General features: G+C 67.7%; 22 protein-coding genes and 1 pseudogene. 15 read left to right on the top strand and 8 right to left on the bottom strand.

Annotated features, from left to right (window positions below; genetic code table 11):
• The 13 genes and pseudogenes from AC56KW_RS24005 to AC56KW_RS23945 all read left to right on the top strand — a co-directional run.
• Positions 1–184, top strand: a pseudogene (locus AC56KW_RS24005) (IS1595 family transposase); the annotation flags it as partial.
• A 138-nt stretch (positions 185–322) separates the two neighbouring features.
• Positions 323–1111 carry a ferritin-like domain-containing protein gene (locus tag AC56KW_RS24000; RefSeq protein WP_497173141.1) on the top strand — a complete coding sequence of 263 codons (789 nt, stop codon included), beginning with the start codon at positions 323–325 and terminating at the stop codon, positions 1109–1111.
• Positions 1111–3483 (top strand): DNA polymerase II, encoded by a 2373-nt coding sequence (locus AC56KW_RS23995; RefSeq protein ID WP_497173140.1) that lies wholly within the window; start codon positions 1111–1113, stop codon positions 3481–3483. Before AC56KW_RS24000 ends, AC56KW_RS23995 begins: the two co-directional genes overlap by 1 nt.
• Positions 3484–3559: 76 nt before the next feature.
• Complete coding sequence (locus AC56KW_RS23990; RefSeq protein WP_497173139.1) at positions 3560–3847, top strand: hypothetical protein; 288 nt, start codon at positions 3560–3562, stop codon at positions 3845–3847.
• Between the two features lie 75 nt (positions 3848–3922).
• Positions 3923–4075 (top strand): hypothetical protein, encoded by a 153-nt coding sequence (locus AC56KW_RS23985; protein ID WP_497173138.1) that lies wholly within the window; start codon positions 3923–3925, stop codon positions 4073–4075.
• Positions 4076–4165: 90 nt separating this feature from the next.
• Complete coding sequence (locus AC56KW_RS23980; RefSeq protein ID WP_497173137.1) at positions 4166–5575, top strand: GntP family permease; 1410 nt, start codon at positions 4166–4168, stop codon at positions 5573–5575.
• A gap of 135 nt (positions 5576–5710) precedes the next feature.
• Positions 5711–6670: a chemotaxis protein gene (locus AC56KW_RS23975; protein WP_497173136.1), complete on the top strand. Its 960-nt coding sequence runs from the start codon at positions 5711–5713 to the stop codon at positions 6668–6670.
• Between the two features lie 33 nt (positions 6671–6703).
• The gene (locus AC56KW_RS23970; RefSeq protein ID WP_497173135.1) at positions 6704–7669 is read left to right on the top strand and encodes a LysR family transcriptional regulator; all 966 of its coding nucleotides are present in this window, start codon (positions 6704–6706) and stop codon (positions 7667–7669) included.
• An 82-nt stretch (positions 7670–7751) separates the two neighbouring features.
• Positions 7752–9224: an efflux transporter outer membrane subunit gene (locus AC56KW_RS23965; RefSeq protein WP_497173134.1), complete on the top strand. Its 1473-nt coding sequence runs from the start codon at positions 7752–7754 to the stop codon at positions 9222–9224.
• A gap of 18 nt (positions 9225–9242) precedes the next feature.
• Entirely contained in the window at positions 9243–10415 is a 1173-nt protein-coding gene (locus tag AC56KW_RS23960) for an HlyD family secretion protein (protein ID WP_497173133.1), read from the top strand.
• 15 nt (positions 10416–10430) lie between these two features.
• On the top strand, positions 10431–11885 hold the full coding sequence (locus AC56KW_RS23955; protein ID WP_497173132.1) for an MFS transporter: 1455 nt from the start codon (positions 10431–10433) through the stop codon (positions 11883–11885).
• A gap of 51 nt (positions 11886–11936) precedes the next feature.
• Positions 11937–12464, top strand: coding sequence for a TetR/AcrR family transcriptional regulator (locus AC56KW_RS23950; RefSeq protein WP_497173131.1), 528 nt, complete (start codon positions 11937–11939; stop codon positions 12462–12464).
• A complete protein-coding gene (locus tag AC56KW_RS23945; protein ID WP_497173130.1) occupies positions 12461–13585 on the top strand; it encodes an MFS transporter in 1125 nt (374 codons plus the stop codon). Before AC56KW_RS23950 ends, AC56KW_RS23945 begins: the two co-directional genes overlap by 4 nt.
• 87 nt (positions 13586–13672) lie before the next feature.
• Here AC56KW_RS23945 and AC56KW_RS23940 read toward each other — a convergent pair whose 3' ends face one another.
• The 7 genes from AC56KW_RS23940 to purU form a co-directional block, all read right to left on the bottom strand.
• Positions 13673–15175, bottom strand: coding sequence for a tripartite tricarboxylate transporter permease (locus AC56KW_RS23940; RefSeq protein ID WP_497173129.1), 1503 nt, complete (start codon positions 15173–15175; stop codon positions 13673–13675).
• Between the two features lie 6 nt (positions 15176–15181).
• Positions 15182–15646, bottom strand: coding sequence for a tripartite tricarboxylate transporter TctB family protein (locus AC56KW_RS23935; protein WP_497173128.1), 465 nt, complete (start codon positions 15644–15646; stop codon positions 15182–15184).
• A gap of 147 nt (positions 15647–15793) precedes the next feature.
• Positions 15794–16768 (bottom strand): tripartite tricarboxylate transporter substrate binding protein BugD, encoded by a 975-nt coding sequence (locus tag AC56KW_RS23930; protein ID WP_497173127.1) that lies wholly within the window; start codon positions 16766–16768, stop codon positions 15794–15796.
• Positions 16769–17027: 259 nt separating this feature from the next.
• Positions 17028–19340, bottom strand: a complete 2313-nt coding sequence (locus tag AC56KW_RS23925) for a xanthine dehydrogenase family protein molybdopterin-binding subunit (RefSeq protein WP_497173126.1) — start codon at positions 19338–19340, stop codon at positions 17028–17030.
• Positions 19337–20371 (bottom strand): FAD binding domain-containing protein, encoded by a 1035-nt coding sequence (locus AC56KW_RS23920; RefSeq protein ID WP_497173125.1) that lies wholly within the window; start codon positions 20369–20371, stop codon positions 19337–19339. The genes AC56KW_RS23925 and AC56KW_RS23920 overlap by 4 nt, the downstream gene beginning before the upstream one ends.
• The gene (locus tag AC56KW_RS23915; RefSeq protein ID WP_497173124.1) at positions 20368–20898 is read right to left on the bottom strand and encodes a (2Fe-2S)-binding protein; all 531 of its coding nucleotides are present in this window, start codon (positions 20896–20898) and stop codon (positions 20368–20370) included. The genes AC56KW_RS23920 and AC56KW_RS23915 overlap by 4 nt, the downstream gene beginning before the upstream one ends.
• Positions 20899–21007: 109 nt before the next feature.
• Positions 21008–21898 carry a formyltetrahydrofolate deformylase gene (gene purU / locus AC56KW_RS23910; protein ID WP_497173123.1) on the bottom strand — a complete coding sequence of 297 codons (891 nt, stop codon included), beginning with the start codon at positions 21896–21898 and terminating at the stop codon, positions 21008–21010.
• Between the two features lie 223 nt (positions 21899–22121).
• On the opposite strand from purU, the gene AC56KW_RS23905 reads away from it, so the two are divergent.
• Positions 22122–22613 (top strand): GNAT family N-acetyltransferase, encoded by a 492-nt coding sequence (locus AC56KW_RS23905; RefSeq protein ID WP_497173122.1) that lies wholly within the window; start codon positions 22122–22124, stop codon positions 22611–22613.
• 9 nt (positions 22614–22622) lie between these two features.
• Here the strand turns inward: AC56KW_RS23905 and AC56KW_RS23900 are convergent, their stop codons facing one another.
• Positions 22623–23078 carry a hypothetical protein gene (locus AC56KW_RS23900; RefSeq protein ID WP_497173121.1) on the bottom strand — a complete coding sequence of 152 codons (456 nt, stop codon included), beginning with the start codon at positions 23076–23078 and terminating at the stop codon, positions 22623–22625.
• Positions 23079–23259: 181 nt separating this feature from the next.
• Between AC56KW_RS23900 and AC56KW_RS23895 the strand changes: the two genes are divergently transcribed.
• Positions 23260–23556 (top strand): putative quinol monooxygenase, encoded by a 297-nt coding sequence (locus tag AC56KW_RS23895; protein ID WP_497173120.1) that lies wholly within the window; start codon positions 23260–23262, stop codon positions 23554–23556.
• The last annotated feature ends 15 nt before the right edge of the window (positions 23557–23571 follow it).

The raw sequence follows: 23571 nt of genomic DNA, 5'->3' as shown, positions 1-23571 counted from the left end.
CGCGATCCACGTGCAAAACGTGAACGCTTATCACCGACGCTTCAAGGAGTGGTTGGCGCGCTTTCATGGCGTGGCGTCATGGCGCCTGCCGAATTACCTGGGTTGGCTGTGGGCCCTGGATGGTGGGCGAGTTACTTCTGTCGAGCAATTGCTACGCATCGCGATCGGATTCATCCATAGGTAACGGTGACATCGCCTCGGTATTTCAGGTACGCATTCCGGCGAGCCGGCTGTCATCCAGAGCCAGTACTGCGGGCTGTCCATATGGGCGCCAGCCGGGACATTGAGTAAAATGCCGTCTTTGGCCAGAACAAACCACATCATGGAACTCCGCGCCGCCGCGCTGCACGCGCTGCTCGAAACCGATCCCGCCACCAAAGCCCAGGCCGTCGCCGCGCTGGCAGCTGCGGCCAGGTCCGGGAACGTGCGCATCGATACCGGTATGGCCATGGCGGCGCCGCCCGGCATCCCCGGCCGCCCGGTTCGCCCCGAACTGGTGCCGCCCCTGCAAGTCGGCCGCCGCTCGATGGCCACCCCCGAAGGCCGGGCCATGCTGGTCCACGCGCTGGCCCACATCGAATTCAATGCGATCAACCTGGCGCTCGATGCGCTGTGGCGTTTCCACGGCATGCCCGAGTGCTACTACCTCGACTGGCTGCGCGTGGCCGACGAGGAAGCCCTGCATTTCACGCTGCTGAGCACGCACCTGGGGACGCTCGGCCATGCCTACGGCGACTTCCCCGGCCATGACAGTCTGTGGGAGATGGTCGCCAAGACCAGCGACGACGTGCTGGCGCGCATGGCGCTGGTGCCGCGCACCCTCGAGGCGCGCGGGCTGGATGCGATCCCGCCGCTGCGCAAGAAGATCGCCCAGGCCGGCGACCTGGCCGCGGCGCTGATCCTCGACCGGCTGCTGGTGGACGAAGTAGGGCATGTCGAGATCGGCAACCGCTGGTACTTCAGCCTGTGCGAAGAACGCGGCCTGGAGCCGCTCGCCACCTACGACGCGCTGACCGTGCGTTACAAGGCCCCGGTCCTGAAGGGCCCGTTCAATATCGAAGGCCGGCGCCAGGCCGGTTTCACCGAGGCCGAGCTGCAGCGCTACCACTGATGGAGACCGGCTTCCTCCTGACGCGCCACTGGCGTGACACCGCCGCCGGTTGCGAAGTCGAGTTCTGGCTCGCCACCGATGCCGGCCCACGCCGGCTGCGGCTGCCGATCCAGAAGCCGGTGGCCTTCATCCCGCAAGAGCAGTGCCCCACGGTCGAGCAGCTGCTGAACGGCGAGCGCGGATGGGAATTGCGACCGCTCGACCTGCTCGATTTCAAGCACCGGCCAGTGGCCGGCCTGTACTGCCGCAAGTACCGCCAGCTGCTGCGCATCGAGAAGCACCTGCGCCAGCACGGCCTGGACGTCTTCGAGGGCGACGTGCGTCCGCCCGAGCGCTACCTGATGGAGCGCTTCATCACCGCGCCCGTGAACTTCGCCGGCACGCCGGTCGAGGGCGATCCGCAGCTGCTGGTGGATGCGGTCCTCAAACCGGCGCCGGGCTACCGGCCGACGATTCGCACCGTATCGCTCGATATCGAGACCACCTTCCAGGGCGAGCTGCGCTCGATCGCGCTCGAGGGCTGCGGCCAGCGCCAGGTATATATGCTCGGGCCGCCGAACGGGCACGACGGCGAGCGGGCGCAATCGCTCGACCTGGACCTGGAGTATTGCGACACCCGCCTCGCGCTGCTCGACCGGCTCGAAGCCTGGTTCATCCGCCACGATCCGGACGCCGTCATCGGCTGGAACCTGGTCCAGTTCGACATGCGGGTGCTGCAAAAGCACGCCGAGCGCTTCAACCGTCCCCTGATGCTGGGCCGCGACGGCAGCGCGATCGAATGGCGCGAGCATGGCGGCAAGCAGGAACACTTCTTCATCTGCATCGCCGGGCGCCTGGTCATCGACGGCATCGACGCCCTGCATTGTGCGACCTGGAGTTTCCCTTCCTTCAGCCTGGAGAATGTCTCGCGCACCCTGCTGGGCGAAGGCAAGGCGATCGACAATCCGCACGACCGCATGGTCGAGATCGACCGCATGTTCGCCGCGGACAAGCCGGCGCTGGCCTGGTACAACCTGAAGGACTGCGAACTGGTCACCCGGATCTTCGACAAGACCAGGTTGATGGCCTTCCTGCTCGAGCGCGCCAGCGTCACCGGCCTGGCGGTCGACCGCAGCGGTGGATCGGTGGCGGCGTTCGAGCACCTGTACATGCCACTGCTGCATCGCCAGGGCAGGGTGGCGCCGAACATCGGCGACGTCGAAGGCGCCGACAGCCCCGGCGGCTTCGTGATGGATTCGCGTTCGGGCCTGTACGACTCGGTGCTGGTGCTCGATTACAAAAGCCTGTATCCGTCGATCATCCGCACCTTCCTGATCGACCCGCTTGGCCTGGTCGAGGGCTTGCGTGAACCGGAAGAGTCCACGGTGCCGGGCTACCGCGGCGGGCGCTTTTCGCGCACCAAGCACTGCCTGCCGGGCATCGTGACCCAGGTCTGGGCCGGCCGCGAGGCGGCGAAGAAAGAGCGCAATGCGCCGCTGTCGCAGGCCCTGAAGATCATCATGAACGCCTTCTACGGCGTGCTGGGCACCACCGGCTGCCGCTTCTTCGATCCGCGCCTGGCCTCGTCGATCACGATGCGCGGCCACGACATCATGCACCGCACACGTGAGCTGATCGAGGAGCAGGGCTACCAGGTGATCTACGGCGACACCGATTCGACCTTCGTCTGGCTGGGGCGGCCGCACGCGGAAAGCGACGCCCGGCGCATCGGCCAGGCGCTGGTCGACCATGTCAACGGCTGGTGGCGCACCCACCTGCAGACGGAACTGGGCATCGACAGCGCGCTCGAACTGGAATACGACGTGCACTTCCGGCGCTTCCTGATGCCGACCGTGCGCGGCTCGGATGAGGGCAGCAAGAAGCGCTACGCCGGCCTGGCGGCGACCCTCGATGGCGACGACGAGATGGTCTACAAGGGCCTGGAGGCGGTGCGCACCGACTGGACGCCGCTGGCGCAGGCCTTCCAGCAAGGCCTCTACGAACGCATCTTCAAGGACCAGCCCTATGAAGACTACGTGCGCGAACTGGTGGCGCGCATGCTGCGCGGCGAATGCGACGATGACCTCATCTACCGCAAGCGGCTGCGCCGGCCGCTGGAAGACTATCAGCGCAACGTGCCGCCGCACGTGCGCGCCGCGCGCATGGCCGACGAGCACCACGTGCGCCAGGGCCGTCCCGCGCTGTACCGCAAGGGCGGCTGGATCCGCTATGTGATGACCTTGAACGGTCCCGAGCCGCTGGAAGCGCGCCGCTCGGCCATCGACTATGAACACTACCTGACGCGCCAGCTCGAACCGGTGGCCGACGCCATCCTGCCCTTCCTGGGCGACAGCTTCGCCCACCTGACCAGTCCCCAGCAGACGCTGTTCTGAACAATCCGTTTGCCTGCCATGCGCTGGAAACAGCGGCTCGCTGGACTGCCGACGCGTTTTCAAGCGGAGACAATACGTGGATCGTCGCAGCTTGTTGCGCAGTAGCGCTTACTTTGCCGCTTGCCGCTTTCTGCGGCTCGAAGTCGCTGCGGATGCGGCCTTCATCCAGGTCGCCGGCGTGGTCGAGCCGAAGGCGCTGCCGGCCCATGACCACACCGTGCGCGCCAAGCTGACCCGGCCGGCGGCCGACCGGTGGTGGTGGACTTCGTCAGCCGGCATCGGCAGCTCGTCGTTCTACCAGTACCTGCGCGCCGGCGCCGGCAGCCACGCGGCAGGGCTTCGACCAGGTGCTGCGCATGAATAAACCGGACTTTGCCTGCGCCGAGCACGATACCCAGGGCCATGCGGTGGCGAGCGTAACGCCGGCGTCGTTCAGCGCGTGCTCACCACGGCCAAGCCGCTGGAGGCGAGCGGCGCCGCGCCTGCCTCGCCGCTGGCCAAGCGCACCCGCATCACGCCGGCCAGCGGATCGACCACGCCGCCGTCGCGCACAACGTGGCGTAAGGGCAGGCTGCCGATGCCGCCCGCATGAGCGCGCGCGGCAACGGCGTAATCGCTGGCCCATGCCGGGGTTGCTTTCTATAATGGAGGCGTCTTGACATATCGTCACCATGGAGCTCTCGTGTCCTTCCTGATCGTCCTGGCCGCACTGGCCTTCCTGATGTTCGCCGCCTACCGCGGCTACAGCGTCATCCTGTTCGCGCCGGTCGCCGCCCTCGGCGCCGTGCTGCTCACCGATCCAGCTCAGGTGGCGCCGGTCTTTTCCGGCATCTTCATGGAAAAAATGGTCGGCTTCGTCAAGCTGTACTTCCCGGTATTCATGCTCGGCGCGGTGTTCGGCAAGGTGGTCGAGCTGTCCGGCTTTTCCGAATCCATCGTGGCCGCCGCGATCCGCTACATCGGCGCAGGGCGGGCCAACGCCGTCATCGTCGCCGTGTGCGCCTTGCTCACCTACGGCGGGGTGTCGCTGTTCGTGGTGGTGTTCGCGGTCTATCCGTTCGCGGCCGAACTCTATCGGCGCAGCGACATCCCCAAGCGCCTGCTGCCTGGCGCGATCGCCCTGGGCGCTTTCTCGTTCACGATGGACGCCTTGCCCGGCACGCCGCAGATCCAGAACATCATCCCGACCACCTTCTTCCAGACCACCTCGTGGGCCGCGCCGGTGCTCGGCACCCTGGGCGCGCTGTTCATCCTGGCGGTTGGCCTGGGCTACCTCGAATGGCGCCGCCGCGCCGCCGCCGGACGGGGCGAGGGCTATGGGGTGTCGCTGGTGAACGAGCCGGAACGGGTCGAGGCCAGCGCGGGCGGCCTGCCGCACCCGCTGCTGGCGGTGGCGCCGCTGCTGCTGGTGGGCGTGGCCAATTTCGTCTTTACCCGCATGATCCCGCTCTGGTACGGTGGCGACAGCCACACGGTGCCGCCCGAGATCCTGCCCGGCATCGCCACCCCGGTCACGACCAGCATCAAGACCGTGACCGCGATCTGGGCGGTGCAGGCGGCGCTGCTGCTGGGGATCGTGTTCGTGATCGCGACTGCCTTCAAGCGGGTGGCCGCCCGCTTCGCCGACGGCAGCAAGGCGGCGGTCGGTGGCGCGCTGCTGGCGGCCATGAACACGGCGTCCGAATATGGCTTCGGCGGGGTGATCGCGGCGCTTCCCGGCTTTATCGTCGTGAGCGACGCGCTGCGCAGCATCCCCAATCCGCTGGTGAACGCGGCGGTCTCGGTCAGCGCGCTGGCCGGCATCACCGGTTCGGCCTCGGGCGGCATGAGCATCGCCCTGGCCGCGATGTCCGACATCTTCATCCGCGGCGCCGCGGCGGCCCAGATTCCGCTGGAAGTCATGCACCGCGTGGTGGCGATGGCCAGTGGCGGCATGGACACGCTGCCGCACAACGGGGCGGTGATCACTCTGCTGGCGGTCACCGGGCTGACGCATCGCGAAGCCTATCGCGACATCTTCGCCGTCACCCTGATCAAGTCCGGCGCGGTGTTTTTTGTCATCGGCCTCTATTACCTGTCCGGGCTCGTGTAGCCGTTCGTGGTTTTTTTGCACTGGAAACAGCAAAATCAGCGGCGCTTGTGCGTCGTATTGACCCAAGGCCGATAGGCGCGTCTACAATGACCTCCGCAATCGTTTCCGTGCAGCACTATTAATCCAGGATGGAACATGAAATCCGTACAACAAGAAGTCGACGAACGCAGCAACCTGACCGGCACCAATAAATTCGAGCTGCTCCTGTTCCGCCTGGGCGGCGACGCGCAGGGCAACCATAACGAGCTATTCGGCATCAACGTATTCAAGATCCGCGAGATCGTCGCCATGCCCGAGATTACCGCCGTGGCCGGCGCGCCGCAGCACGTGCTGGGCGTGGTCAACCTGCGCGGCCAGATCATCCAGGTGCTCGACCTGCCGGGCATTACCGGCGTCAAGCCCAAGACCGGCCTGAACATCATGCTGGTGACCGAGTTCGCGCGCACCACCCAGGCCTTCGCCGTCGAGAGCGTCGAAGAGATCGTGCGCCTGGACTGGAGCCAGGTCATGACGGCCGAACACAGCGCCGGCAGCGGCATGGTGACCAGCATCGCCCGCCTGCCCGAGCACGACGGGCAGCCGGCGCGCCTGGCGCAGGTGCTCGACGTGGAAACCATCCTGCGCAAGCTGAACCCTACCCACGAACGCGAGAACATGGAGCAGGCGGTCGGCGCCAAGATCGCGATCAAGCCCGGCTCGGTGATCCTGGCGGCCGACGATTCGGTGGTGGCGCGCGCGCTGATCGAGCAGGGCCTTGACGCCATGGGCCTGCCGTTCATCATGACCAAGAGCGGCAAGGAGTGCTGGGACCAGTTGGGCGCGATTGCCGCCGCGGCCGAAGCCGAGGGCCGCACCGTGTACGACCGCGTGGCGATGGTGCTGACCGACCTCGAGATGCCCGAGATGGACGGATTCACGCTCACCCGCAATATCAAGTCGAGCCAGCGCTTCGGCAACCTGCCGGTGGTGATCCACTCCTCGCTGTCGGGCACCACCAACGAGGAGCACGTCAAGAACGTGCGCGCCGACGCCTACGTCGCCAAGTTCTCGGCCGAAGACCTGTCGCGCACCCTGCGCAAGGTGCTGGGCGGCTGATCGGATCTGCCCGGGGGAGGAATCACGCGCGAGTTGGCCGAATGTTATGATGCGGCCGTGATTCCCGACCTGTCCCAACTGCTGATCCTCGACAGCCTGCTGCGCGAGGGCAGCCTGACCCGCACCGCCGAACTGCTCGGCATGACCCAACCCACCGTCAGCCGCGCGCTGGCGAAGCTGCGGCGCCATTTCGGCGACCCGCTGTTCGTGCGTTCGGGGCAGCGCATGCAGGCGACCGCACGCGCGCTTGAACTGGCCGGCCCGGTCGCCGCCGTGCTGGACGCGGCGCGCCAGCTCGAGGGCGGCCCGGCCGCCTTCGATCCACTCAGCGCGCGCCGTTCCTTTGGCCTGTACATGGTCGACGGCGCGGTGGTGAACATCCTGCCGCAACTGCTCGACGGCTTGGCCCGGCTCGAAAACGGCGCCGCCGGCCTGCAGCTGCGCAGCGTGCACATCGATCCCGGCTCGCTCGAGGCCCAGCTGGAGCGCGGCCACATCGACCTGGCCATCGGCCGCTTTCCCCACCTGGCCAACAATATCCGCCAGCGCAAGCTGTGGGATGACGAATACGCCTGCCTGATGCGACCCGGCCATCCGTGGGCCGGGCAGCTGGACCGCGAGGCCTGGCTCACCCACCGCCATGTCCTGATCGAGATGGAGCACACCAGCCACCACAACGTGGCGGTGACGCGCAAGCTCGAGACGCTGCTCGAACCCACGCGCATCCTGTGCCACGTGCCGAGTTTTACCTCGGCCGCCCACATCGCGCTGCATACGGACGCCATCGCCACCATCCCGCTGCGCCTGGCGCGGCCGCTGGCGCGCGACCTCGGCCTGGTGCTGGCGCGCCTGCCGATCGAATTGCCGCCGCTGCAACTGGCGCTGTACTGGCACGAGCGCAGCCACCGGGATCCCGCCAACCGCTGGCTGCGCGATTTCGTGCTGACCACACTGACCAGCACGCTGGGAGCGCAGGCCGGTCATGCAGAATCTGCATGATGCCCATGGCAGTACCGGCATGGCCTAAATAACTCAGAGCAACTATGCTTCGGCTATTCCGATTTATTTGCCGAGGCACTTCATGCTTCCATTGCTTTCCGCGCCAGGCCGGTTGTCGACCCGCCTGGCGCGCTTGTCTGCGCTCCTGGCGCTGGCCGGCTGCGTGTCGGTGGGTCCGCAATCGCAGATGGCCCGCCTGGACCGTGACGCGACTGCGAATTCATCGCACGCTATTGGGTCGTTGACGACCGAAACCGCCGCCTGGCCCGCCCAGGACTGGTGGCGCGCCTATGGCGATCCGCAACTGGATCGGCTGGTCGAGAAAGCACGCGGCGCCAGCCCGACGATTGCCGGCGCGCTCGCGCGCGTGGGCCAGGCTGCCGCCCTGGAAGGCATGGCGGCGTCGAGCATGGGCCCGCAGGCCGGCGCATCGGTCCGTTCCGCGCGCCAGCGCTACAGCGAAAACGGCAGCGTGCCCAAGCCATTGGCTGGCAGCTGGCAGTGGGTCAACGACGCCAGCGTCAACCTGGGCTATGAACTCGATTTCTGGGGCAAGAACGCGGCCAGCGTGGCCGCGGCGGCCGGCCGCGTCAATGCGCGCCAGGCCGAGGCCCAGGCGGCGAACCTGGCGCTGACGACCGCCGTGGTGCACGCCTACCTGCGCCTTGACCACCTGTACGCGCAGCGCGACCTGGCCGAGCAGGAGCTGCGCCAGCGCGGCCGCATCCTGGAACTGGTGCAGCAGCGCGTGTCCGCCCAGCTCGACAGCAAGGCGGAGCTCAGGCAGGCCGAGATCGGCGTGCCGTCCGCGCGCGGCCAGATCGCGGCGCTCGACGAAGCGATCGCGCTGACCCGCGGCCAGATCGCGGCCTTGTGCGCCCAGGGTCAGGACGCCGCCGAGGGCATCGCGCGTCCGCGGCTGACCCTGGACCGGCGCGCCGGCGCGCCGGCCGATGTGCCGGCTGCACTGCTGGGCCGGCGTCCGGAGCTGGTGGCGCTGCGCTGGCAGGTCGAGGCGGCCAGCGGCGAGATCGACGTCGCCAAGGCGCAGTTCTATCCGAGCGTGAACCTGAGCGTCTCGGGTGGCCTGGCCAGCCTGGGCTTCGACCGCCTGCTGCAGGGCGGCAGCCGCAGCTTCGCAGCCGGCCCGCTGGTCACGTTGCCGCTGCTCGACGGCGGCCGGCTGCGCAGCAACCTCGCCGCGCGCAACGCCGAATTCGACATCGCCGTCGAACACTACAACGGCGCCGTGATCGAGGCGCTGCGCGACGTCACGGCGCAGCTGACTTCGCTGCGCTGGCTGGGCCAGCGGATGCGCGAGCAGGCGCAAGCGCTGGCGGCGGCCGAGCAGGCCTATGACCTGGCCGAGCAGCGCTACCGCGCCGGACTGGGAAATTTTGTCCAGGTACTGATATCCGAGACCCAGGTCGTGGCCCAGCGCCGCGCCCAGGCCGAGCTGGACGCCCGCGCCTATGCGCTGGATGTCAATCTCGTGCGCGCCCTGGGCGGCGGCTACCGGGCCGGCGCGTCGGGCGCGTCCTTCGCCGCCCACTAAGACTTTCGAGAAAACGCCATGGAAACCAAGAATACGAACAACGCTCCCCAGGGTCGCCACAAACTCGCGCTCGGCCTGGCCGCCGCCGTCTTGGCCGCCGCCGGCGGCATCGCCTGGTCGTCTCCCGAGGTGCTGGGCATCGGCTGGAATAGCCAGCACACCGAAGACGCCTATGTCGAGGGCAACCTGGTGCAAGTGACGCCGCAGGTCGGCGGCACCGTCACCCGCATCGCGGCCGACAACACGGATTTCGTGCGTCCCGGCGACGTGCTGGTGCAGCTCAACGAAGTCGACGCCCGCCTGGACCAGGACCGTGCCGAAGCGGCGCTGGCCAAGTCGGCGCGCCAGGTGCGGGCGCAGTTTTCAGGCGTCGAGCAGCTGCGCGCCACGGTGCTCCAGCGCGAGTCCGACCTGGGCAAGGCCAGCAGCGACCTGGAACGCCGGCGCAAGCTGGCCGATACCGGCGCGGTGTCGGGCGAGGATATCCGCCACGCCGAGGATGCGGTGTCCGCAGCGCGCGCCGCCCTGGCGGCGGCGCGCCAGCAGGTCGGCTCGGCGCTGGCGCTGGTGGACGGCACCACGGTCGAGAATCATCCCGACGTGAGGGCCGCGATCGCCCAGCTGCGCGACGCCTCGCTGGGCCTGGCGCGTACCACGCTGGCGGCGCCGGTCGGCGGCATCGTCGCCCGCCGCAACGTGCAGATCGGCCAGCGCGTGGCGCAGGGCACGCCGCTGATGGCGATCGTACCGCTGGACCAGATGTGGGTCACCGCCAACCTCAAGGAAACCCAGCTCAAGGACGTGCGCATCGGCCAGCCGGTGGTGGTGACGGCCGACGTGTATGGCAAGGACGTCGTCTTCCATGGCCGCGTGGCCGGCCAGGAAGCCGGTACCGGCAGCGCCTTCGCCGCGGTGCCGGCGCAGAACGCGACCGGTAACTGGATCAAGGTGGTGCAGCGGGTGCCGGTGCGCATCGCGCTCGACCCGGCCGAACTGGCGCGCCATCCGCTGCGCCTGGGCCTGTCGATGAAGGTCGCGATCGACACCGCCAACAAGGATGGCCTGAGCCTGATGCAGGCCGGCACCGTGCGCCAGCAGTACGAGACCGTCGTGTTCGAGACCGAATCGCACGGCGCCGATGAAGCGATCCGGCGCGCGCTCGGCAAGCCGGGCGCGGTCGCGTCGCGTTGATGGAAATGGCAGGCGATGAACGCCCCCGCTAGTGTCACTGTCCCGCGTCCGGCCTTGCTGGCCGCGATCTTCGTGTTCAACTTCATCGAATTCCTGTCGACCGGGATGACGGTGTTCGCGGCCCCGGCGATCATGGGCCACGTCGGCGCCTCGCCCGAGGAGTACGCGACCGTCTCGGCGCTGTACGCGGCGGTGGCGGTGCTGTCGATCTCGCAGCTGACCGTGCTGCTGCAGCGCCTCGGCTGGCGCAACTACCTGCTGGGCGCGGCGCTGTGCTACATGCTCGGCGCCTGGCTGTGCGCCACCAGCGGCACGGTCGCGGCCTTCGCCGGCGGGCGGCTGCTGATGGCCATGGGCGGCGGCGTGTTCATGACGGCCGCGCGCATGATGGTCAACCTGATCCCGCCGTCGCCGCAGCGCCTGCACGGCATCGCCGCATTCGGTGGCGCACTGTCGCTCGGCCTCGCGCTTGGCCCGCTGGCGGCGGCGACATTCGTCGGCCACGAGGCGTGGGGCGGCATGTTCCTGGCGCTGGCGCTGCTCGCCGCGCTCGGCGCCGGCATTGCGGCACGCTGGATGCCGCTCGGTGCCGACACCCTCGAAGGCACGCCGACCCGCATGCATGTACCGGACGCGATACTGCTTGGCGGCGGCGCCGCCATCGCCCTGCACGCGCTGCAGCACCTGACCTACGACTGGCATGGGGAGCGCGGCGCGCTGCTCGGCCGCCTGGGGCTGGGCCTTGCCCTGCTGGGCGCGTTCGGGCTGCTCAAGGCGCGCCGCCACGAACCTTTCCTGCACCTGAACATCCTGTCCAGCGCGCGCTATCGCCTCGGCCTGCTCATCTTTGCAGTCTGTTATGCGGTGCTGGGCATGGTCAACACCTTGCTGCCGCAAGTGCTGCAGAAGGGCCTGGGAGTGGGGCTGGAGCAGGCGGGTGTGCTGCAAGGGATCGGCCTGCTGTCGACGTTCGGCGTCTTCGTGGTGATGCTGCAGATGGTCAAGCGCAATCCGCATCCGACCAGGTTCTTCGTGACCGGATTCCTGATGCTGGCGGCGCTGGGATGGCGCTTCGCCACGCTCGACCCGCGCGCCGATGCCTGGGACACGGTCATGCTGTGGCTGGGCCTGTTCGGCGGCTTCCTGACACTGGGGATGGCCACCGCGGCGATCCATTCGTTCAAGGATCTGCAGGCGGACAACGTCATCTTCTCGCATGCCCAGCAGCTCAAGAACATGCTGGGCCAGGTCGGCCTCGCGCTGGGCGTCGGCGTCACCAATATCGCGCTGCAGGAACGCACGGCCCTGCATTCGTCGCGACTGGGGGAGAAGGCGGCGTCCCTGGGCGACGGCGGCGCCGCGCTGGCGCGCCAGGCCAGCCTGCTGGCGGACCAGGACCTGTTCTGGATCGTGATGTGGGTCGGCCTGGCGGGCGCCGTGGTGCTGGCGCTGCAGCGCCGCTTCGACTGACGCCATCCTCCCGTGCGCCATAGTGTAAAACGATCGTTTTACAGTACGGGGATGGAAACCAACCCGCCCCTCCTGGCCATCGCCGAACGCCTGTTCTACGAGCGCGGCTACATGGCCACCAGTATGGACATGCTGGCGCGCGCCGCCAGGATGTCGAGCCGTACCCTGTACAAGCATGCCGGCAGCAAGTGTGCGCTGGTCGTCGAGGTGCTCGGCGCGCGCGACCGGCGCTTCTTCGGGGAGGTCGACGTGGCCGACGTGCAGACGCTGTTCGACGCTCTGGCCGCCTGGATCGGGCGCGAAGGCGCGCGCGGCTGCCTGTTCCTGCGCATACTGGGCGAGACCGGCGGGGCGGAACCGGCCATCGTGGCAGCGGTGCAGGCGCACAAGGCCCGGCTGCGCGATCATGTCGCGCGCATCGTGCGGTCGGATGTCGGGCGCGCCGACCAGGTGCTTGCCGATCGTATCGTGCTGCTGTTCGAAGGCGCGGTGGCGGCCAGCGCATGGCAGGGCGCCGCGGCGATCGGCGCGGCCGCGAGCGCGGCTGCCGACCTGGTGCAGGCGGCGCGGCGCGCATGAATCCAGCCATCCTCCTGGGGGCCACCGGTTTCGGCCTGATCGCCGTCTGCTATGGCTTTGCGCGCTTCGCCTTCGGCCTGTTCCTGCCCGCGATCTCGGCCGATTTCGCACTCTCGTCCACGCTGGCCGGCATCGTCTCGGCCGGTTCCTTCGTCGGCTTCTGCCTCGCGATCGCGGTCGCGGCCTGGCTCACCGAACGTGTCGGACCGCGCGCCGTCGCCGTCACCGCCGGCGTGGCCGCTGCTGCCGGCATGCTCGGCATCGCCAGTGCGACGTCGAGTCCCTGGCTGACGGCGTTCGTCATCCTGGCCGGGTCGAGCACCGGTTTCGCGTCGCCGGCGCTGGCCGCGGCCGTGACCTCGATGCTGGCCCCGGCCAGCCGCGACACGACCAACACCTTCATCAATGCCGGCACCAGCGCCGGCGTCGCCTTGTCGGGTCCCGTCGCCGCGCTGATGGGCGCCGAGTGGCGGCTGGCCTATGCGGGTTTTGCCGGCGCCACCATCCTGATGGTGTGCGCGACCCTGAAAGTACTGTCCGGCGCATCCGCAGGCACTGCAGGGAAGTCGCCGGGGCTGCCCCGCTTGAACCCGGACCTGAGGCGGCTGATCGCCGCGGCGGCCCTGAGCGGCGCCGCGAGCACGGTGGTCTGGAGCTTCGGCGCCGACCTGCTCGCCGACAATCTGGATTGGGACGGCCGCCGGGTCGGCATGCTGTGGACAGTGATGGGTTGCGTGGGCGTGGTGGGCGCGGCTGCCGGATGGCTGATCGCGCGCATGGGCATGCGCGCCGTGCACCTGGCGTTCCACCTGGCGCTGGCGCTGGCGGTTGCCGCCGTCGGCATGAGCGCTGCGTCGCCGGCCACGGTGTTCATCGGTGGCGCTCTGTTCGGCGCCTCCTACCTGATGCTCACCGGGGTGTACCTGGTGTGGGGCGTTTCGGCGCTGCCCGAACGGCCGGCGACCGCGGTGACGCTCGCTTTCCTGGCGCTGGCGGTCGGGCAGACGCTCGGCGCGATCACGTTCGGTTTCCTGGTGGAGCGCATGGCGCCGGACGGCGCCGTGCTGTCGTTCGCGGCACTCGCCGTGGTCGCCGGCATGGTGCGCCGCAGGCCACAGTGAAACGAAGGTTGCAAAGCGAAGCGCCCGGCGCCAGCCCTGGCAGGCCGGCGCCGGGCGGCGCGTGTGACCGGGCTTTCGCCCAGCGCATCAGTCTTCCTGGAACGCCTCTTCGCGCTTCTTGCGCAGCGCCGGCAGCAGCACGACGATCATCGCCGCCGCGGCCAGGCCCAGCATCACGCCCGAGATCGGACGCTCGATGAACACCATCGGGTCGGCACGCGACAGCAGCAGGGCGCGGCGCAGGTATTCTTCCATCATCGGACCGATGATGAAGCCGAGCAGCATCGGCGCCGGTTCCAGTTCGAGCTTGGCGCACAGGTAGCCGAGCAGGCCGAAGAGCGCCATCAGGTAGACGTCGAAGGTGCTGTTGTTCAGGCTGAACACGCCGATCGCGCAGAACATCAGGATCGCCGGATACAGCAACTGGTAGGGCACCATGATCATCCGCACCCAGATGCCGATCAGCGGCAGGTTCAGTACGACCAGGAACAGGTTGCCGATCCACATCGAAACGATCAGGCCCCAGAACAGGCCGGGCTGCTCGGTCATCACGGCCGGACCTGGCTGGATGCCCTGGATGATCATCGCGCCGATCATCAGCGCCATCACCGGATTCGACGGGATGCCGAGCGTCAGCATCGGGATGAACGAGGTCTGGGCGCCGGCGTTGTTGGCCGCTTCCGGGGCCGCCACGCCTTCGATCGCGCCCTTGCCGAACATGGCCGAGTTCTTCGACACCTTTTTCTCGAGCGAGTAGGCGGCGAACGAGGCCAGCATGGCGCCGCCGCCCGGCAGGATGCCGAGGATCGAGCCGAGACCGGTCGCGCGCAGCACCGGGGCGATGATGCGCTTGAAGTCGTCCTTGCTCAGCATCAGGCCCTTGACCTTCTTCATCACGAGGTTGCGCGACTCGTCGTGCTCGAGGTTACGCACGATTTCGCCGATGCCGAACATGCCCATCGCGACGATCACGAAGTTGATGCCGTCGGCCAGTTCGGGCAGGTCGAAGGTGTACCGCGCCGAGCCCGAGTTGACGTCGGTGCCGACCACGCCCAGCAGCAGGCCGAGGATCACCATGCCGATTGCCTTGAGCAGCGAGCCGCTTGCCAGCACGACCGAGGCGACCAGGCCGAGCACCATCAGCGAGAAGTATTCGGCCGGACCGAACTCCAGTGCCATGTCGGCCAGCGGCGGTGCGGCCAGGGCCAGCAGCACGGTGGCGACGGAACCGGCGAAGAACGATGCGATGGCCGCGGTGGCGAGCGCCTTGCCGGCGTTGCCGTTGCGCGCCATCTGGTAGCCGTCGAGGGCCGTCACCACCGAGGAGGATTCACCCGGCAGGTTGACCAGGATCGCGGTTGTCGAGCCGCCGTACTGGGCGCCGTAATAGATGCCGGCCAACATGATCAGCGCGGATTCGGGCGGCAGGCCGAAAGTCGCCGGCAGCAGCATGGCGATGGTGGCGATCGGGCCGAGGCCCGGCAGCACGCCTACCGCGGTGCCGACGAAGACGCCGACCAGGCAGTAGAACAGGTTCTGGAGGTTAAAGGCGGTCTCGAGACCGAGGGCGAGATTGCTGAAGAGTTCCATATTGTATTAATTCCCACCGAGCCAAGGACCAAAGATGGGCATCGGCAGGCCAAGCAGCTTGACGAACAGGCCCACCGCGAACAAGGCACCGCCGACCGCCAGTGCCAGCGCTTTCGACAGCTGGAATTTCTGGCCGGCGTAGCTGCTGATGAGGATCAGCAGGAAAGCCGCGGGCACCAGGCCGGCGTCGCGCACCAGGAAGCCGAACAGCAGCACGGCGACCAGCACCAGCGACAGCTCTTTCCAGTACAGGCGGCCGATCGGTTCGCCCTGGCGGAAGAACGAGCGCAGCAGCGACGCCGCGCCGACCAGCGACAGCAGGCCGCCGAGCACGGTCGGGAAGTAGGCAGGGCCCATGCGTCCACCCGTGCCCATTTCATAATCCTGGCCGATGACGATGGCGCTCAGGCCGAAGAAGAGAAAGACGATGCCACTCCAAAAATCCTTTGGGTGGCGTATGAATGCTGGCACGTGGTGGTCCCCCTTTTTGTGATGCAAATGCGGTGTTACAGATGCAGTGGTTCGAATGGTGATGCCGGGTGCGGCAGGTACGGCAGGTACAACGAAACGCACCGTCCCGGCAGGACCGGCACGGTGCGCGATCCTAATGGCTCATGTTCAGTCGGCGAAAGCGCCGGCTTTCTTGATGATCGGACCCCACAGGTCGATCTGCTGCTTCAGGTGGGTGCGCAGGGCTTCCGGCGTGGCCTGGTTGGTCGGGACCGGCTCGGTGCCCAGGTCGTTGAAGCGCTTGACGACGTTCGGATCGCGCAGCGAAGCGCGCAAGGCGTTGGCCAGCGCATCGACGACCGGCTTCGGCGTGCCCTTCGGCGCGTACAGGCCGTGCCAGACGCCGACCTCGAAGCCCGGCAGGGCGCCGGAGCCCAGGGTCGGCAGGTTCGGCAGCGAAGGCACGACGGTCTTGGTGGTCACGCCGTAGGCCTTGATCTTGCCGCTCTTGATCTGGCTGGTGGTGTTGGTGGTCTGGTCGCACATGAAGTCCACCTGGCCGCCCAGCAGGTCGTTCATCGCCGGACCGGTGCCCTTGTAGGGCACGGTGGTCAGCTCGACGCCCATCGCGGTCTGCAGCAGCATGCCGCACAGGTGCGAAGCCGAACCCAGGCCGGCGTGGGCGTAGGTCACCTTGTCCTTGTTGGCCTTGACGTAGGTGATCAGTTCCTTCATGTCCTTGGCCGGGAAGTTGCCGCGGGCGACGACGGTCATCGGCACGTCGGTGATCAGGCCGACCGGCTCGAAGCTCTCGATCGCGTTGTAAGGCAGCTTGCGGTACAGGGCCGGCGCGGTCGACTGGCCGATGTGGTGCAGGAACAGGGTATAGCCGTCGGGCGAGGCCTTGGCCGCGCGCGCCGCGCCGATGGTGCCGCCGGCGCCGCCGACGTTCTCGATGATGATCTGCTGCTTGAGCGTGGCGCCCATTGACTGGGCGACGAGGCGCGCCACGGTGTCGGTCGGACCGCCGGCCGCGAACGGCACGATCATGGTGATGGTTTTGTTGGGATAGGCCTGGGCCTGGGCCAGGCCGCTGCCGAAAGCGGCCACGCATGCAACAGCGCACAGCATCTTGAGCTTCATGTTTGTCGTCCTCTTTATCTCGTTCTTGGTATGGAAGGCGGCCCGCACCGTGGTGGTGCGTTGCTGCGCTCTGGCGTTGTCTTACGCAGGAGAGGTTGTACCAGTAAACATATTGATACGCAACTACGTAAGACTACGTATGTCGCATGGGCGTGACGCGGGTCGGCACGAGCAGTACGGCGCGAGACGGCAGTTCGCCATGAAAAAACGCCGGCGGCAAGAGCCGTCGGCGTCGCGCTATGCCGCAGGTTTCCGGCGCCTACACCGGTGGCGCTACCGGCAGCTCGCGGTCGCCCAGCAGCAGCTTGGCCGGCGTCATCGGCGTGGTGCGCAGGCGCTTGCCGGTGGCGTGGAAAATCGCATTCGACACCGCCGCGGCCACCCCCACGATGCCGATCTCGCCCACGCCCTTGGCGCCAAGCTGCTTGCTCACGATACGGTCGTCTTCTTCCACGAAGATGACGTCGATGTCGTGGATGTCGGCATTGACCGCCACATGGTATTCGGCGAAGTTGTGGTTCATGAAGCGCCCGAACCGGTGGTCGGTATGGGTTTCTTCATGCAGGGCCTGGCTGATGCCCCATACCACGCCGCCGCTGATCTGGCTGGCGGCCGTCTTGGCGCTGATGATGCGCCCGGCCGCGATCGCGCTCACCACCCGGGTCACGCGCACCATGCCCAGCTTCTCGTTGACCCGCACCTCGCAGAATACGGCCGAGTGCACCGCACGCGTGTATTTGCGCTGCTTGAGCATCTGCGGCGTCATGAAGAATTTCTCTTCCACCCGGTCCTTGCCGGCGTCGCGCAGCACGCTGGCGATCTCGACCCGCCGCGCCGGCTCCGTCTTGTGGAAGATGGCGCCGTCGCCAAACTCGATGTCGCGCATGCGCGCGCCGCCGAGGGGCGAATCCTTCATCGCGCTCGCCATCTTGAACAGCGTCGTCTTCAGCTTCTCGCAGGCGCCGTGCACGCCCGAGCCGACGGTGGCCATGTGCGACGAACCGCCTTCGATCGGCGCCATCGGCAGCGTCGAGTCGCCGAGCTGGAAGGTCACTTTTTCGAGCGGCAGGCCCAGTTGCTCGGCCGCGACGATCGACATCGCGGTATAGGTGCCGGTACCGATGTCGGACGCCGCGCTGCTCACCACCAGGCGGCCATCGGCATGCATCACCGCGGAAACACGCGCGACCATCACCAGCGAATCCCAGATTCCGCTCGCCATGCCCCAGCCGACCAGCTCATCGCCATCGGCCATCGAGCGCGGTTCCAGCGGCCGTTTATCCCAGCCGAAGCGCGCGGCGCCCTGGCGATAGCATTCGCGCAGCTCCTTGGTCGAGAATGGCTTGTCCTCGATCGGCGCGACGTCGGTATAGTTCTTCAGGCGCAGGGCCAGCGGGTCCATCTTGAGCGCGTAGGCCAGTTCGTCCATTGCCACTTCGAGCGCGTGCACGCCGTGGGCGGCGCCCGGCGCGCGCATGTCCAAGGGCGTGAAGCGATCGCTCGCCACCACCTTGTAGCCGAGCTTGACGTCCGGGCAGGCATACAGCTGGCCCGACCAGTTGACGATCACCTCGACGTAATCCTCGAGGCGCGAGGTTTCCTGGATGGCCTCGTGCCAGATCGCCTTGAGCGTGCCGTCGCGGTCGGCCCCGAGGCGGATCCGGTGCCAGGTCTCGGGCCGGTGGCCGAAGCTGAACATCTGCTGGCGGGTCAGCACCACGCGTACCGAGCGCTTGAGCTGCAGGGCGCCCATCACGGCCAGCGGCAGCTGGTACTGCGGACGCAGGCCGGAGCCGAAGGCGCCGCCCACGTACGGGTTGCGCACCGTGACCTTGTCCTTCGACAGGCCGAAGCCGTGCGAGACGTACCAGCGGCTGTTCTGCGAGCTTTGCGTCTTGTCGTAGATGGTCAGGTGGCCGTCCTCGCCGTAGATCACGGTCGAGGCGAACATCTCCATCGGATTGTGGTGCTCGACCCCGTTGTAGTACTGCGCGTCGACCTTGACCGGCGCGGCGGCGAATGCCTTCTCGCCATCGCCGATGCAGCTGGGCGGCGTGAAGCCGGCCTTCATCTTGCGCGGCTCGTAGGCTTCGTCCAGGCGCTGCAGGTGGTTGGTCTCGTGCTCTTCGACGTCGTAGTGAACCCGCACCAGCGAGGCCGCGTAGCGCGCCGCTTCGAAGGTGTCGGCGATCACCAGCGCGACCGGCTGCCCGCTGTAGAAGATCTCGTCCGAGAACAGGGGCCGGAAGGGCGAGCCGGCCGGCGCCGTCATGTCCTTCCAGGCAATGTCGAAAGAGCGCATCTTGGGACGGTTCTCGTGCGTCATCACCGAGATCACGCCGTGCGCGGTAAGCGCGTCGACGGTATCGATGGCGGTGATGCGGCCCTTGGCCACGGTGCTGCTCACGACCACGCCGTAGCACAGGTCGGGTGCGAAGTATTCGGCCGCATACTGGGCCTGGCCGGTGACCTTGGCGCGGCCGTCGACGCGCGAGACGGCCATGCCGCTCTTGACGCGGCCGGTGCCGGCCGGCGCGCTCGGGGCGCGCAGTTCTGGAATCAGGTCGGTCATGCTCGGTCTCCTTGCGTATTGCGTTCGCCGCCGCTCGCGTAGTTGGTGCCGCGGGCGGCGGTGGTCAAGGCCTGGAAGATGGCGTTCCTCGCCAGGTCCAGCTTGAAGTCGTTGTGGCCGTAGCCGCGCGCGCCCTGAAGGATCGCGTCGGCGGCGGCGGCGAAGGCCGCTTCGCCGGCAAGCTGGCCGACGAGCCTTTCCTCGGCCGCCTCGACGCGCCATGGTTTGTGGGCGACGCCGCCCAGTGCGATGCGCGCGGCCCTGACCGCGCCGCCGGCGTCCAGGTCGAGCGCCGCCGCGACCGACACCAGGGCGAATGCATACGACAGGCGGTCGCGCACCTTGATGTAGGCGCTGTGGGCGCTGAAGCGGTCGGCTTGCGGCACGCTGATATGCGTGATCAGCTCGCCCGGCTGCAGCGTGTTGTCGATCTCGGGGCGGTCTTCCGGCAGGCGGTGGAAGTCGGCGAAGGGGATGTCGCGCTTGCCGCTGCTGGACTGCACGTGCACGACGGCGTCGAGCGCGCGCAGGGCCACGCACATATCCGATGGATGGGTCGCGATGCAGGTCTCGCTGGTGCCGAGGATCGCGTGCTGGCGGTTGACGCCGTCCCTGGCCGGGCAGCCGGTGCCGGGCTCGCGCTTGTTGCAGGGCGTACCGATGTCGTAGAAGTAGACGCAGCGGGTGCGTTGCATCAGGTTGCCGCCGTTGCTTGCCATATTGCGCAGCTGGGGCGAGGCGCCGGCCAGGATCGCGCTCGAGAGCAGCGGAAAGCGCTCTCGAACCAGCGGGTGATAGGCCGTGTCGGCGTTGCGCGCGAGAGCGCCCAGCAGCAGGCCGCCGTCCGCGCCGGCATCGATCCGGTCGAGGTCGAGCCCGTTGATGTCGACCAGCTGCGAAGGACGCATCACGCCTTCCTTCATCAGGTCGAGCAGGTTGGTGCCCCCGGCGATCGGGCGCACGTCGCCGGCATTCAAGGCCGCCAGCACGCCGTCGAGGTCCCGGGCTTGGGTGAAGGTGAATGGATTCATGCCAGCACCGCCCCGGTCGTGAATGCCGGCTTGTCGCCCGGGCTGCCGCCGGCGCGCAGGTCCATGACCTGGATGACCGCCTCGGCGATCTGCGGATAGGCGCCGCAGCGACAGATATTGCCGCTCATGAGTTCGCGCACGTCGTCGCGCGTGTGCGCCTGGCCTTCGTTCATCAGGCCAACGGCCGAACACAGCTGTCCAGGGGTACAGTAGCCGCACTGGAAGGCGTCGCACTCGATGAACGCCTGCTGGATCGGGTGCAGCGCTTCGCCCTGGGCCAGGCCTTCGACCGTGGTGATCTCCTTGCCGTCCTGCATGACGGCCAGGGTCAGGCAGGAGTTGATGCGCTTACCATCCACCAGTACCGTGCAGGCGCCGCATTGTCCCTGGTCGCAGCCCTTCTTGGTGCCGGTCATGCCGGCGCGCTCGCGCAACAGGTCAAGCAAGGTCACCCAGGACTCGACATTGAATTCGCGGTCTTGCCCGTTGATACGTAGGCGCACCGGATACTGCTGGTGAAGTTCCATGGTCATTCCCCTCTATGAGAAGCCATGACCTTACCCGCACGGGGTGGACGCCACGGTTAGGTGACGCACGTATTCCTGAGGTTGGATCGACGTGCGCCGGCCGCGGCGTTCAGGGACCGCGGAATACCACCGTTTTGTTGCCGTCCACAAACACCCGGCGCTCGATATGGAACTTGACCGCCGCCGCCAGCGCCAGGCATTCGTTGTCACGCCCGACGCGGGTCAGCTGGTCGACCCGGTAGTTGTGGTCGACCCGGGTCAGCACCTGTTCGATGATCGGGCCCTCGTCCAGGTCGGGCGTGGCGTAGTGGGCGGTCGCGCCAATCAGCTTGACGCCGCGGTCGAAGGCCTGCTGGTAGGGCTTGGCGCCCTTGAAGCCAGGCAGGAAGGAGTGGTGGATATTGATGCATTTGCCGGCCAGGCGCCGCGCCAGCTCGTCCGACAGGATCTGCATATAGCGCGCCAGGATCATCAGCTCGGAGCCGGTCTCCTCGAAGATCTCGAGCAGGCGCGCCTCTTGCTGCGCCTTGTTTTCTTTCGTGACGGGCAGGAACACGAAGCGGATGCCTTCGCGCTCGACCATCGGACGCAGGTCGAGGTGGTTCGACACCACGGCCGTGATCTGCATATTGAGTTCGCCGTTGCGGCGGCGGTACAGCAGGTCGTCCAGGCAGTGATCGGTCTTCGAGACCATGATCACGGTGCGCACCGGGTCGAGCGGGTCGAACATCTTCCACTGCATGTCGAGGCGGCCGGCGACGAGGTCGGCGAATTCGCTGCGGATCCGGTCGATCGGCGGAGAATGCTCCTGCTGGCGGAACACCGCGCGCATGAAGAAGCGCGCCGTCGAGTCGTCGTCGAACTGCTCCAGCGCGCAGATATAGCAATCGCGCTCGGCGAGGAAGGTCGCCACGGCGGCGACGATGCCGGTGCCGGCCGGGCAGCTGGCGTTGAGGATGTATTCGATGCGGCTGGCGGGCGCCGCGGCGATGCTGCTCATGGGTCGTTCCTGTCGGTTAGGGGCGTGTCGGATGCCGGTCGCGCGGACGCCAGCGGCGGATGGGCCGGCGGCGCTGCGAGGGCCCGGCGCGGCCCGGTCGGCGGCGCTGGCGAGGCGATGTTGTCAGAATATATAGAATGAGGGAAGCGGCCCGCGCCGTCAAGCGTATGCGCATGGCGTGCTACCATGCGCGTTTTTTGCGCATTCCTTTGCACCTCTCGTCATGTCCCTCTCCATTCGCCCCATGGCGCTTGCGGACCTCGATGCCGTGCTGCGCGTGCAGGCGGCCTGCTATCCGCCCGCGATGCAGGAGGCGGCCGCGGTCGTGCACGCGCGGCTGGCGGTGGCGCCGGCCACCAGCCTGGCGGCCTGCGATGCCGACGGCCTATGCGGCTATCTGTTTGCCTACCCGTCGCGCCTGGGCCGGGTGACCGACCTGGGAGCGCCGTTCGAGGTGGCGCTCGACGCCGACACGCTCTACCTGCACGACCTGGCCGTCGACCCGCGCGCACTGGGCCGCGGTCTGGCGCGATCACTGGTGGAGGCGATGCTGGAGCGCGGGCAGGGCCTGCAACTGGTGCATGCGGCCCTGGTCTCGGTCCAGGACAGCACGCGCTTCTGGTGCGGATTCGGCTTCGCGGAGAAGGCGACCCGCGATCCTGGACTATTCACCTATCCGGACGGCGCCGTCTACATGGCGCGCAGCCTGGCCTGAGCCATTGAATTACTGGACGCGACGCACCTTGGCCGTGCTGTTGGTGCCGTCCACGCGCAAGAAGATGGTGCCGAACATATTGCGCTCGATCCTGACCGGGGTGTCGCTACGGCGGGGCAGGACGGCTTCGCTGCCGTCGATGATGCGCCACACCTGGCCGTTGGCCAGGCGGATCTGCGAACCCGGGCCCCAGCCGTCGAAACTACCGACGATCGTGCTCTGGACCGATTTCGGCTGCGCCTCGCGCTGCTTGACTGCCTCCAGGCCGAAGTTCGCCTCGGGCCTGGCAGCCGGCGCTGCGGCGACAGCCGTCGCCGCCGGTTTCGCGACGCCGACGGGAATCGCGTCATAACAGGCTACGCGGGTCGCGATGTCGCCAAGGGCGCGGCATTTCAGGAGCGCGGCATCGTCGGCGAGCGCGGCACCGGAGACGAGGAGCAGTACGGCAAGAGGCAGGGCTTTCATTGGATTCCTTGGTCTGAATAGAAGCGTGCCCCGTCGGGGGGCGGCTTCGATTATAGGGGAAGCCGATGGCAGAATGAAAATCCGGAGGCGGCAAGCGGCGCGGCGGCGCAAGGCCTATACTGCCGGATCGGCGGCGCCAGACAATCCGGATCGTGGCGCGTCCTCACCACGAAGGAAGACCATGACCCAGCAAGTAACGATCATCGCGACGCTGTACGCCAAGGCGGGCCAGGAAGACGCGCTCGCACGGCGCCTGCGCGCGATGACGCTCGACACCCGCACGGAAGCCGGCTGCATCCTGTACGAGCTGCAGCGTTCGAACGACGATCCGCGCGAGTTCGTCCTGGTCGAGTATTGGCGTGACGCCGAGGCGGTGGCCTTGCACGACGCCAGCGCGCACATGGCGGCGCTGGTGGCCGACTTGCCGGCGCTGCTCGAGCGCCCGGTATCGGTGCGCAAGTTCACGCCGGCCGGCTGACGGCCGCGCCGCCCG

The organism is Telluria sp. RT2P19, assembly GCF_059685725.1.
This window is presented reverse-complemented; position numbering and strand designations above follow the sequence as displayed.